Annotated in this window: 10 protein-coding genes; 2 read left to right on the plus strand and 8 right to left on the minus strand. The window is 55.3% G+C overall.

The window, feature by feature from the left end:
- Nucleotides 1-14: 14 nt before the first annotated feature.
- The 7 genes from rffG to trxA form a co-directional block, all read right to left on the minus strand.
- A complete protein-coding gene (rffG, locus tag K6R05_RS18005) occupies nt 15-1,085 on the minus strand; it encodes a dTDP-glucose 4,6-dehydratase (protein WP_222924760.1) in 1,071 nt (356 codons plus the stop codon).
- Nucleotides 1,082-2,341 carry a UDP-N-acetyl-D-mannosamine dehydrogenase gene (gene wecC / locus K6R05_RS18010; RefSeq protein WP_222924761.1) on the minus strand — a complete coding sequence of 420 codons (1,260 nt, stop codon included), beginning with the start codon at nt 2,339-2,341 and terminating at the stop codon, nt 1,082-1,084. Before wecC ends, rffG begins: the two co-directional genes overlap by 4 nt.
- Nucleotides 2,338-3,468 (minus strand): non-hydrolyzing UDP-N-acetylglucosamine 2-epimerase, encoded by a 1,131-nt coding sequence (gene wecB, locus K6R05_RS18015; protein ID WP_161733877.1) that lies wholly within the window; start codon nt 3,466-3,468, stop codon nt 2,338-2,340. Before wecB ends, wecC begins: the two co-directional genes overlap by 4 nt.
- Nucleotides 3,469-3,478: 10 nt before the next feature.
- Entirely contained in the window at nt 3,479-4,528 is a 1,050-nt protein-coding gene (gene wzzE / locus K6R05_RS18020) for an ECA polysaccharide chain length modulation protein (RefSeq protein WP_161733957.1), read from the minus strand.
- A 29-nt stretch (nt 4,529-4,557) separates the two neighbouring features.
- Entirely contained in the window at nt 4,558-5,637 is a 1,080-nt protein-coding gene (gene wecA / locus K6R05_RS18025; protein ID WP_161733875.1) for a UDP-N-acetylglucosamine--undecaprenyl-phosphate N-acetylglucosaminephosphotransferase, read from the minus strand.
- A gap of 280 nt (nt 5,638-5,917) precedes the next feature.
- On the minus strand, nt 5,918-7,177 hold the full coding sequence (gene rho, locus K6R05_RS18030; protein WP_003851960.1) for a transcription termination factor Rho: 1,260 nt from the start codon (nt 7,175-7,177) through the stop codon (nt 5,918-5,920).
- A gap of 352 nt (nt 7,178-7,529) precedes the next feature.
- On the minus strand, nt 7,530-7,862 hold the full coding sequence (gene trxA / locus K6R05_RS18035) for a thioredoxin TrxA (protein ID WP_003851963.1): 333 nt from the start codon (nt 7,860-7,862) through the stop codon (nt 7,530-7,532).
- Nucleotides 7,863-7,978: 116 nt separating this feature from the next.
- On the opposite strand from trxA, the gene rhlB reads away from it, so the two are divergent.
- Both rhlB and gppA read left to right on the plus strand, forming a co-directional pair.
- Nucleotides 7,979-9,271 (plus strand): ATP-dependent RNA helicase RhlB, encoded by a 1,293-nt coding sequence (gene rhlB / locus K6R05_RS18040; RefSeq protein WP_150013289.1) that lies wholly within the window; start codon nt 7,979-7,981, stop codon nt 9,269-9,271.
- Nucleotides 9,272-9,277: 6 nt separating this feature from the next.
- Nucleotides 9,278-10,762: a guanosine-5'-triphosphate,3'-diphosphate diphosphatase gene (gene gppA, locus K6R05_RS18045; RefSeq protein WP_222924762.1), complete on the plus strand. Its 1,485-nt coding sequence runs from the start codon at nt 9,278-9,280 to the stop codon at nt 10,760-10,762.
- A gap of 42 nt (nt 10,763-10,804) precedes the next feature.
- Here gppA and rep read toward each other — a convergent pair whose 3' ends face one another.
- Complete coding sequence (gene rep, locus K6R05_RS18050; protein ID WP_161733871.1) at nt 10,805-12,826, minus strand: DNA helicase Rep; 2,022 nt, start codon at nt 12,824-12,826, stop codon at nt 10,805-10,807.
- Nucleotides 12,827-12,899: the final 73 nt, after the last annotated feature.

Below are 12,899 nucleotides of genomic sequence, written 5' to 3' on the forward strand. Positions count from 1 at the left end.
CTCCTTACGCGGATTTAATGCGATAAGCCGAGGCGTTCGCCCTGATAGCGACCATCCAGAATAGCCTGCCACCAGGCGGGATTATCCAGATACCATGCCACGGTTTTGCGCATGCCGCTTTCAAAGGTTTCCTGCGGCACCCAGCCAAGTTCATGCGCAATTTTACTGGCATCAATGGCGTAGCGCTGATCGTGACCAGGCCGATCAGTGACATAGGTAATCAGGTCACGGTAATGCGCCAGCCCGGCAGGCTTCTGCTCTACAGCCAGCTCTTCCAGCAGGCTGCAGATGGTTTCAACCACCTCGATATTGCGGCGTTCGTTATGGCCGCCAATATTGTAGGTTTCGCCTGGCTTACCCTGACTGACCACCTGATAGAGTGCGCGAGCGTGATCTTCAACGTAGAGCCAGTCACGAATCTGCTGTCCGTTGCCGTAAACCGGCAAGGCTTTGCCGGCCAGCGCATTGATGATGGTCAGGGGGATCAGCTTCTCCGGGAAATGGCAGGGACCGTAGTTGTTTGAGCAGTTGGTGACCAGCGTGGGCAGACCATAGGTTCGCAGCCAGGCCCGCACTAAATGGTCGCTGCTGGCCTTAGAGGCGGCGTAAGGACTGCTTGGCGCATAAGGGGTGGTTTCGGTGAAATAAGCCTGGCTGTCATGCAGATCGCCAAATACTTCATCGGTCGAGATATGGTGGAACAGAAAGGCCGTTTTGCGCGTATCATCCAGGCTTTGCCAGTAAGAACGCGCGGCTTCCAGCAGCTGATAGGTCCCGACAATATTCGTCTCGATAAAAGCCACCGGCCCATCAATCGAGCGATCAACATGGCTTTCAGCCGCAAGATGCATTACGCAGTCTGGCTGATGGCGGGCAAAAACCTGATCAAGCGACGGACGATCACAGATATCCACCTGCTCAAAACAGAAGCGGGGCGAATCGGCCACACTGGCGAGTGACGCCAGATTTCCGGCATAGCTGAGTTTATCGACCACCACGACCTGATGTTCGGTTTCTGTTATCAGAAAGCGCACCAGAGCCGAGCCGATAAAACCGGCACCGCCCGTGATCAGAAAACGCTTCATCGCCAGACACCTTTGGTGTCGACAATCCAGTTCTGCTGAACGTCGGCGGCATCAATGGCGCGGAAGGCGCGGTGATCGACCAGCATCACCAAAATATCGGCCTGGTCCAGCGCCTGCGCGCTGGAAACCAGCTCTGCTTTGTCAGCCAGAGAATCTGCAAGCTGCTCAATGTGCGGTTCAACTATCCAGGTGGTGCCGCTGTGCCATTCGGCAATCTTCTGTGCCACGCCCACCGCCGGGCTTTCGCGCAGGTCGTCGATATTGGGTTTAAAGGCCAGGCCAAAGCAGGCAATGGTGATATCACTGGCGCGCTTGCCGGTCTGCGTCAGGCAGTCCGCCAGCGCGGTTTTCACCTGGTCCAGCACCCACTGCGGCTTGGCATCATTCACCTCGCGCGCGGTGCGGATCAGGCGGGCTAATTCGGGATTCTGCGCCACGATAAACCAGGGATCGACGGCGATACAGTGACCGCCGACGCCCGGACCAGGCTGCAGAATGTTGACGCGCGGATGGCGATTCGCCAGCGCAATCAGCTCCCAGACGTTAATGCCCTGATCGGCACAAATCAGCGACAGCTCATTGGCAAAGGCGATATTCACGTCACGGAAGCTGTTTTCGGTCAGCTTGCACATCTCGGCGGTACGGGCGTTAGTTTCAACGCATTCACCTTTTAAAAATAGCCGATAAAGCTCGCTGGCGCGGACAGAACAGGCGGGGGTCATGCCGCCAATCACCCGGTCGTTGTTAATCAGCTCAACCATCACCTGACCCGGCAGTACGCGCTCCGGGCAATAGGCGACAAAAATATCGGGCGTCTCACCGTGCTGCGGAAAGCGCAGGTCGGGACGTGCCGCAGCCAGCCAGTCGGCCATCTGTTCGGTGCTGCCCACCGGCGAGGTCGACTCCAGAATCACCAGATCGCCCTTTTTCAGAACCGGTGCAATCGACTCCGCCGCAGCTTTTACAAAGCGCAGGTCGGGCTGATGATCATCTTTGAATGGCGTCGGTACGGCGATCAGAAAAGCGTCAGCGGCTTCAGGCTGGGTGGTGGCACGCAGGTCGCCACGCGCAACAGCCGCATGCACCACCTGATCTAAATCGGGTTCCACAATGTGGATCGCGCCACGATTGATGGTTTCTACGGCGCGCGCATTGATATCCACGCCCACCACTTTTTTTCCCTTTGAGGCAAAAACGGCTGCCGTCGGCAGCCCAATGTATCCCAGTCCAATCACAGAGATGGTTTCAAAACTCATAATTCGGCTCGGTTATCTTTTAAGGCTTGTAAAATACGACCACAGGCTTTGCCATCGCCATACGGATTATGGGCATGGCTCATCGCCTGCCAGGCCTCGTCGTCGCTCAGCAATTCGCTGACGCTGGCCACGATTCTGGCAATATCCGTCCCGACCAGTTTGACGGTACCGGCATCGACGGCTTCAGGGCGCTCGGTGGTGTCGCGCATCACCAACACCGGCTTGCCCAGTGAAGGCGCTTCCTCCTGAATGCCGCCGGAATCGGTAAGGATCAGCCAGGCGCGGTTCATCAGCCAGACAAAAGGCAGGTACTCCTGCGGTTCAATCAGAATGATATTCTCAATGCCGCTGAGTATCCGGTTAACCGGCTCGCTGACATTGGGATTGAGATGTACCGGATAGACAATCTGCGCCTCGGGATGCTGGCGGGCAACCTGCGCCAGCGCGCTGCAGATACGTTCAAAACCGCCGCCAAAGCTCTCACGCCGGTGTCCGGTAACCAGCACCAGTTTCTTATCCGGGTCGAGAAACGGATAGCGCGCCGCCAGCTGTGCGTTCAGATTGCTGTCGTCCAGCACCCGATCGCGCACCCACAGCAGCGCATCAATGACCGTATTACCGGTGACGACGATGCGCGCATCGGGCAGATTCTCCCGCAACAGGTTCTGACGCGAGCGGGTGGTGGGCGTGAAGTGCAGGCGGGCAAGATGGCCGGTGAGCTTACGGTTACCCTCTTCAGGCCACGGCGAGGCGAGATCGCCGGTACGCAGACCCGCCTCCACATGCCCGACGGGGATTTGCTGATAAAAAGCCGCCAGGCTCGCCGCCAGCGTCGTGGTGGTGTCACCATGCACCAGCACGATATCCGGTTTAAAGTCGAGCAGGACGGTTTTCATGCCTTCTAAAATGCGGCAGGTGATCTCGGTCAGTCCCTGTTCAGGACGCATAATATTGAGATCATAGTCCGGTTCCAGCTTGAACAGACGCAGCACCTGATCGAGCATTTCGCGATGCTGTGCGGTCACGCACAGTCGCGATTCAAAAGCGGGATCCTGCGACAGCGCCTGCACCAACGGCGCCATTTTAATCGCTTCCGGACGAGTACCAAATACGGTCAGAACTTTCACACTGTTTCTCTCAATCATGCGTGTCTGACATCAGACGCGGACGACGTGCCAGCGCCACACCCGCGCCTGTTAATGCCCCAACGGCACCCCACATAATCATCATGAACAGACGTCGCGGACTGTCCCGTGATACCGGCTCTTCCGGCGTACGCAGATAACGGTAGGTCTGGAACTGGCTATTCAGTTTTGGCCCGGTCTGCAGCGTGGTCAGCATTGCTCTGTTCTGATCATAGCTGATATCAAACCCCGGACCGGTGGCGCGCAGGGTATCGAGCTGTCCCTGTAAAACGGGCTGGCCCAGCAGGAACAGGTCGCTGTCTGCCAGATTCTCACCCGCTTCGCGCGTCTGTTTCTCGTTGATACCCTGCTGGCTCGCAACTTTCAGCGCCTGTTCCAGCCGATGCTGCTGGCGCTGGAATACAGCGTTAGCCACATCTTCCTGACGTTTCACCTGCGCCTGCAACTGGTCGGTACGCGCCCGCCAGGCACCTTTTAACTCATCATTCAGATGACGAGCGGCGCGCTCACTCGCATAGGCGATGTACTGACGCAGCAGATTGTTGGCGTCGCCCGCGGTTTCCGCTTTAAGTTTGACGTTATCGGGCAGGTTATGTGCCGCGTCAGCGGGCGTGAACAGGATGTTGCCAATCAAATCGTCGAGCAGCGCGGCATCGTTATGCGCATTGCCGGTTTTACGGTTCCTGTAGTAATCCGTTTGCTGCCAGAACTCCCGACGCGTATCCCAGGAGGCAAGCTGCATGGTGAACTCCTGATAAACCTGATCCATGACCGTCGGTGACGGCGCAGCCAGCGTCAGGGCATTGTTGCGCACATCCAGATTGGTCAGGAACTGCTGCTGTGCATAGTAAGAGCCCAGCATGTTCACCGTCGGGCGATCGGTGATCGCCGTGGTGCTCCAGACCTGTTTCAGCAGCAGCGTAGCCAGCCAGGCGATCAGAGCAAACAGCAGTGCCAGCCCGACAATCCAGCGTTTACCACGCCATAAACGGCAGCTCAGGCCGCGAATATCCAGTTCGTTGTCCACAACGTCAGCAGGCATGGCAGAGGTATCCTTTTTCAGCATCGGGTTCATTTATTTTTTGCTTCGCGATGATGGCTCAGACGACGCTTGATACGCCGGACGCGTCGCGCCACGCGCCACGCATGTTTCAGGCAGTAGCCATAAACCATAAAAGCGCCCAGGAACAGCAGCAGCATCACCCACTCCGGGATAAACGCCAGATATTCACCCAGTACACCGATACCGGCGAGGATGGCCGCCGCAACGGTAATCAGGACAAAGGCCTGACGCGAGGTAAAACCGGCACGCATAATCAGATGGTGGATGTGCTGACGATCAGCCGAGAACGGACTCATGCCTTTGCGCAGGCGACGATACATAATCGCCACCATATCCATCAGCGGAATGGCTATCAGCCAAAGTGCGGTAACGGGTGTAATGGGATGGCTCAGACCCTGCGTTGTTTCCAGCAGAATCCAGATAATGGTGAAGCCGATCATGGTGCTGCCGGCATCGCCCATAAAGACTTTGAAGCGACGCCCCAGGAAGCCGAGGTTAAGCAAAATATAGGGCAGCGTGGCGGCAATCATCGCAAAACACCACATCGCCAGGCTCGTCTGGCCGTCGAAGTAGAGGATAATCCCCATTGCGGCAAAGGTGACCGAGGAGAGTCCGCCCAGCAGGCCATCGATCCCGTCTACCATATTAAAGGCGTTGATCGCAGCCCAGACGGCAAACAGCGTCAGCACATAGCCGAAGGGGCCCACGATAAGCTCGAACGGACCGACGATAAAGCCCAGGCTGAGCAGATAGAGCTTTGCGCCAAACATCATTACCAGGGCGACAATGGCCTGCACAACCGCGCGGAATTTGACGCTGATATCGAAGCGGTCATCCAGTGCACCAACCAGCACCAGAATACCGGCGCAGCCAAGATAGAGCAGCGCGTGTGGCAGATAGTAATTAGTAATGGCAAACGTAAAGCAGATACCTGCAAACACGGAAATGCCGCCCACCAACGGAATCGCGCCATGATGGCGCTTACGTGAGTTAGGCTTATCAACCAAACCAATTTTTTTAGCTGCTTTTCGAGCAAAAAAGAGGAAAGCCAGGGAAAAGAGAAAAATTAAACCAAGCTCAGTACTCATAGTGAGTAAATTCACGTTAAACGCTCTCAGCTAACATCCCGCACCACAATACGCGAAAAAGCGCGCCTGGTGCTGTGTCGGATTCCGAATTCTGCATAAAGAGACAGACGAATGGTCATAAATTCGCCATCACTACCACAGTCATTATAAATGCTCCTGTCAGTGTTCAATCCTATAGCTCACAAATGAAAAACGCCACGTCGGGACGTGGCGTAAGGTCGATTTTCTGCGCATTTGAACTAAAAAAGCCGAATCTGTGGTCCGGCCTGGCAGTATCAGATTATGAACGCTTCATCATATCGAAGAATTCATCATTGGTTTTGGTCATCGCCAGCTTGTTGATGAGGAATTCCATTGCATCGATTTCGCCCATTGGGTGAATAATTTTACGCAGGATCCACATCTTCTGCAGCTCTTCCTGAGAGGTGAGAAGCTCTTCTTTACGCGTACCAGAACGGTTGTAATCAATCGCCGGGAAGACGCGTTTTTCAGCAATTTTACGAGCGAGATGCAGTTCCATGTTACCGGTACCTTTAAACTCTTCGTAAATGACTTCATCCATCTTAGAACCGGTATCAACCAGCGCGGTCGCGATGATGGTCAGGCTTCCGCCCTCTTCCACATTACGTGCAGCACCAAAGAAACGCTTTGGACGATGCAGGGCATTGGCATCCACACCACCAGTCAGGACTTTACCTGAAGCAGGCACCACGGTGTTGTAGGCACGCGCCAGACGTGTGATGGAGTCGAGCAGGATGATGACATCTTTTTTATGCTCAACCAGACGCTTGGCCTTCTCGATCACCATTTCAGCAACCTGAACGTGGCGCGAAGCGGGCTCATCGAAGGTTGAGGCAATAACTTCGCCTTTCACCAGACGCTGCATCTCGGTCACTTCTTCCGGGCGCTCGTCAATCAGCAGCACCATCAGCACGCAATCCGGGTAGTTGTACGCCAGACTCTGCGCAATGTTCTGCAGCAGCATGGTTTTACCGGCTTTCGGCGGCGCCACGATCAGACCACGCTGACCACGACCAATCGGCGATGCCAGATCGAGTACGCGAGCGGTTAAATCTTCCGTTGAGCCATTACCCCGCTCCATACGCAGACGTTTATTTGCGTGCAGCGGCGTGAGGTTTTCGAACAGAATCTTATTACGCGCGTTTTCCGGCTTGTCGTAGTTAACTTCGTTAACTTTCAGCAGCGCAAAATAACGTTCACCTTCTTTTGGTGGACGGATTTTGCCAGAGATGGTGTCACCAGTGCGGAGGTTAAAGCGGCGGATTTGGCTGGGGGAAACGTAGATATCATCAGGGCCGGCGAGGTAGGAGCTGTCTCCGGAACGGAGGAATCCAAATCCATCCTGAAGAATCTCCAGCACGCCATCACCAAAGATGTCTTCGCCGCTTTTCGCGTGCTGTTTCAGGATTGAAAAGATAATGTCCTGCTTACGCATGCGAGCCTGATTTTCCAGCCCCATATTTTCGCCGAGAGTAATCAGCTCAGCAACCGGCGTATTCTTTAATTCGGTAAGATTCATAGTGATGGGTTCTTAAACTCGGGGTAATACTCGGAATGTTTGTCGTGAGTGGTATGGCAATTAATCCATGCCGTTAATGGCTCTTTTCGGCTCTTCCCGACGATCATCGTATGAAATGGCGATCGGTATGCAGGCAGATGTCCGAATGTGATGCCAGAGTTGGAGCTAACCGTAAGATTGCTGAACCGTTCTATCTTTATAAGGTACAGGGCGACAGGGTTCAACAAGGGAAAACTTTTAGATGCAAACTACAAGGTAAGTTCGTAATGCAGTATTGGTAACTTAGCACGCCCGAAAGCGAACGTCCAGCAGCAGGAGATAAATTCACCACTGCCGGACGTTCAGCCCTGAATTACGCCAGGTTGGCGTTCAGGAACTCTTTCAGCTGGCCTTTAGACAGCGCGCCCACTTTGGTCGCGGCGACTTCGCCATTTTTAAACAGCAGCAGCGTCGGGATACCACGAATGCCATATTTCGGCGCCGTGCCTGGGTTATCATCAATATTCAGCTTAGCGATGGTCAGCTTGCCATCATACTCTTCTGCAACTTCATCAAGGATGGGCGCGATCATTTTGCAAGGACCACACCATTCAGCCCAGAAATCTACCAGTGTAACGCCGTCGGCTTTCAGCACGTCGGTGTCGAAACTGTCATCAGTCAGATGAACGATTTTATCGCTGCTCATATTTTACTCCAAAGATTATGCCTGGCGAATTGGCGTAATATATACCAATGTTGGTTGACTTTATTTCATCGGATACGCTTTCGTAAAGCGATAGTAAGCTGATATTCTACCACACTATGAGCAAAACACACTTAACTGAACAGAAGTTTTCCGACTTCGCCCTGCACCCAAAAGTGGTGGAAGCCCTTGATAGTAAAGGCTTTCAATACTGCACGCCGATTCAGGCGTTAGCTCTGCCTTTTACGCTTTCAGGGCGTGATGTTGCAGGCCAGGCGCAAACCGGTACCGGCAAAACGATGGCGTTTCTGACGTCAACGTTTCATCATCTTCTCTCACATCCTGCGGCGGAAGGTCGTCAGGTTAACCAGCCACGGGCTTTAATTCTTGCGCCGACGCGTGAACTTGCTGTGCAGATTCATGCGGATGCCGAACCCCTTACCGCCTCAACCGGCCTGAAACTGGGTCTCGCCTATGGCGGAGACGGTTATGACAAACAGCTGAAAGTGCTGGAACAGGGCGTTGATATTCTGGTGGCAACCACCGGCCGCCTGATCGATTACGCGAAGCAGAATCATGTCAACCTCGGTGCCATTCAGGTCATGGTACTGGACGAAGCCGATCGCATGTTCGATCTCGGCTTTATTAAAGATATCCGCTGGCTGTTCCGTCGCATGCCGCCTGCTACGCAGCGTCTGAGTATGCTGTTCTCGGCGACGCTCTCTTATCGCGTCCGTGAACTGGCGTTTGAGCACATGAACAGTGCTGAATATGTGGAAGTGGAACCGGAACAAAAAACCGGCCATCGCATTCAGGAAGAGCTTTTCTATCCGTCTAACGAAGAGAAAATGCGCCTGCTGCAGACACTGCTGGAAGAAGAGTGGCCCGATCGCGCCATTATCTTCGCCAATACCAAGCACCGCTGTGAAGATATCTGGGGCCACCTGGCTGCCGATGGACACCGTGTTGGTCTGCTGACCGGCGACGTGGCTCAGAAGAAACGCCTGCGCATTCTGGATGACTTCACCAAAGGTGATGTGGATATTCTGGTCGCCACCGATGTGGCCGCTCGCGGTCTGCACATTCCGGCTGTGACGCACGTCTTTAACTACGATCTGCCAGATGACTGTGAAGATTACGTTCACCGTATTGGCCGTACCGGTCGTGCAGGCGCCAGCGGACACTCTATCAGCCTGGCCTGTGAAGAGTACGCGCTGAACCTGCCTTCAATTGAAGAGTACATTGGCCACAGCATTCCTGTCAGCAAGTACAGCAGCGAGGCGTTGTTAACCGATTTACCGCCGCCTAAACGTCTGCAACGCAGCCGTACCGGCAATGGCCAGCGTCGCGGAGGGAATAACGCCAATCGTCGCGGTGCTCCACGCAACAATAACCGCAAACGTTCAGGTTAGGCCACCATGCTCAGCGCGTCGTCACTTTATGCAGCGATCGATTTAGGGTCTAACAGCTTTCATATGTTGGTGGTGCGCGAAGTTTCTGGCAGTATTCAGACCGTCGCAAAAATTAAGCGCAAGGTTCGCCTTGCTGCCGGTCTGGATAAAAATAACCTGTTGTCAGCCGATGCGATGTCGCGTGGCTGGCAATGCCTCAGACTCTTCTCTGAACAATTGCAGGATATTCCCCCCGATCAGATTCGCGTGGTGGCGACCGCCACGCTGCGTCTGGCTGCCAATGCGCAGACCTTCCTCAACACCGCCCAGCAGATTCTCGGCTGTACCATCAACGTCATCAGCGGTGAAGAAGAGGCGCGCCTGATTTATCAGGGCGTGGCCCACACTACCGGCGGTTCCGACCAGCGCTTAGTGGTCGATATCGGCGGCGGCAGTACCGAACTGGCTACCGGCGACGGTTCACACGCATCAGTGCTGTTCAGCCTGTCGATGGGCTGTGTGACGTGGCTGGAGCGCTTCTTCAGCGATCGTCATCTGGCAAAAGAGAACTTCGACCAGGCTGAACAGGCGGCCCGTGAGATGATCCAGCCGATTGCCGCGCAACTGCGTGCGCAGGGCTGGCAGGCCTGTGTCGGGGCATCCGGCACGGTTCAGGCGCTGCAGGAGATTATGGTGGCGCAGGGTATGGATGAGCGCATCACGCTGAATAAACTGCAGCAGCTGAAGCAGCGCGCTATACAGTGCGGCAAACTGGAAGAGCTGGAAATTGAAGGACTGACGCTGGAACGGGCACTGGTGTTCCCCAGCGGCCTGTCGATCCTGATCGCTATCTTCCAGGCGCTCAGCATTGATAGCATGACGCTGGCAGGTGGTGCACTGCGGGAAGGACTGGTTTACGGCATGCTGCATCTGCCGATTGACCGCGATATCCGTACCCGCACGCTGCACAACGTTCAGCGCCGTTTCAGCATCGATGTCGAACAGGCAGACCGCGTGCGTCAGCTGGCAGAGAGCTTTTTCCGTCAGGTTTCCACGCCGTGGAAGCTGGATCAGCGCTGTCGTGAGCTGCTGCTCAGCGCCTGCGCGATCCACGAAATTGGCCTGAGCGTCGACTTCCGTCATGCGCCGCAGCACGCGGCGTATCTGGTGCGTCACCTCGACCTTCCCGGCTTCACACCGGCACAGAAGAAGCTGCTGGCCTGTTTACTGCAAAATCAGAGCGGCAGCATCGATCTGGCATTGCTGACTCAGCAAAACGCGCTGCCGCCGCGCCTGGCGGAACGGATGTGCCGTCTGCTACGGCTGGCGATTATTTTCTCCACCCGCCGTCGCGACGACACCCTGCCTGCAGTGCGGTTACTGGCAGACGATGATGCCCTGCATCTGACCCTGCCCGCAGGCTGGCTGGAGGCGCATCCGCTGCGCAGCGAACTGCTGGAGCAGGAAAGCCACTATCAGTCTTACGTCCACTGGTTGTTAACCCTGTCGTAATGGCACCCGCGTGAGGCGAATCTCCTTCGCCTCCTGCGAGGTTTAACTCTTCTTCGCCTTATCGAGCATCGCTCTCAACCCGGCGACCCGACTCTGCCCGGTTTTCATCCGCTCTTCCGCACTGACCACTTTGCGCTCGGTCTCCCATTGCAGATCGTCCTGGGGCAACTCCAGCAGGAAACGACTTGGTTCAGGCCGGATTAACTCGCCATACTGCCGGCGCTCGCGACACAGGGTGAAAGTCAGTTCTTTCTGCGCCCGCGTGATCCCCACGTAAGCCAGGCGACGCTCCTCTTCGATGTTGTTCTCATCGATACTGCTCTGATGCGGCAGCAGTCCCTCTTCCATGCCCACCAGGAATACATAGGGGAACTCCAGACCTTTAGAGGCATGCAGCGTCATCAATTGCACCTGATCAAGCTCTTCATCACTTTCACCGCGCTCCATCATGTCGCGCAGGGTAAAGCGCGTTACCACCTGCGCCAGCGTCATCGGCTCATCAATATCGCTGCCTTCCAGCATTTCAGTCATCCACTGAAACAGCGTATTGACGTTTTTCATCCGCATTTCGGCGGCTTTCGGGCTGCCGGAGGTTTCGAATAGCCAGCTTTCGTAGTCGATGCCGCGAATCAAATCGCGGACGGCATTCACCGGCTCACGTTCGCTCAGCTGGATAATCTCATTCAGCCAGTGGGTGAAGCGCTGCAGATGCTCCAGACCACGGCCGCTCAGCGTCTGCCCCAGACCGACATCAAAGCTGGCGTTAAACAGACTCTTGCTCCGCAGGTTGGCCCACTCACCGAGCTTCTGCAGCGTCGCCGGGCCAATCTCGCGGCGCGGCGTATTGACGATCCGCAGAAACGCGCTGTCATCCTCGGGATTGGTCAGCACACGCAGATAGGCGAGCAGATCTTTGATCTCAGGACGTGAGAAGAAGGAGGTGCCGCCAGAGATGCGATAAGGGATGCGGTTCTGCATCAGAAACTTTTCAAAGGTCCGTGACTGATGGTTACCACGATAGAGAATCGCGTAATCTTTGTACTGCGTTTTGTTGATAAAGTGATGCGCGATCAGTTCGCCAGTGACCCGCTCCGCCTCATGCTCTTCGCTGTTGGCGGTAAGCACTTTCAACTCGCTACCCTGCCCCAGCTCCGAAAAGAGGCGCTTTTCAAAGACGTGCGGATTATTGGCAATCAGGATATTTGCCGCTTTCAGTATGCGCTGCGAAGAACGATAGTTCTGCTCCAGCTTCACCACCTCCAGCGCCGGGAAATCCTGATTCAGCAGCACCAGATTCTGCGGCCGTGCGCCGCGCCAGGAGTAGATCGACTGGTCATCATCGCCGACTACTGTGAAGCGCGCGCGTGCGCCAACCAGCAGCTTAACCAGTTCATACTGGCTGGTGTTGGTGTCCTGATACTCATCCACCAGCAGATAGCGGATACGCTGCTGCCAGCGCTCGCGCACTTCCTGATTACGCTGCAGCAGCAGCGTCGGCAGCAGGATCAGGTCATCAAAATCCAGTACGTTGCACGCCTTCAGATGCTGGCTGTAGAGGGCATAGCAGTGGGCAAAGATATTATCCTGCTGCGAGCGCGCCAGCGCGGCGGCGCCCTGCGGATCGATCAGATCATTTTTCCAGTTCGAAATGGTGGAGATGAGCTGCTGTAGCAGCGTCTTATCCTCTTCCAGCCACTCTTTGGTCAGCTCTTTTAGCAGGGCGAGCTGATCCTGATCGTCGAACAGTGAGAAGTTGGACTTCATGCCCAGCGCCGCCGTCTCGCGCTTGATGATCTCCAGTCCCAGCGTATGGAAAGTCGAGATCAGCAGGCCACGCGCCTCTTTGCGGCCCAGCGTCTGTGCCACACGCTCTTTCATTTCGCGCGAGGCTTTATTGGTAAAGGTTACTGCGGCGATATGGCGCGCCTGATAGCCGCATTCACGAATCAGATGGGCGATTTTGTTGGTAATCACGCGGGTTTTGCCTGATCCCGCGCCCGCCAGCACCAGACAGGGACCGGTAACAAATTCGACGGCACGTTGTTGGCTGGGGTTTAAACGCATAAAAGAAATCGCCTGATTGAATCAAAAGAAAGGGGTTTATACTGGGCGGCAATTATACACAAGCGAGATACCA

This window comes from Pantoea alfalfae (assembly GCF_019880205.1).
GTDB lineage: Bacteria > Pseudomonadota > Gammaproteobacteria > Enterobacterales > Enterobacteriaceae > Pantoea > Pantoea alfalfae.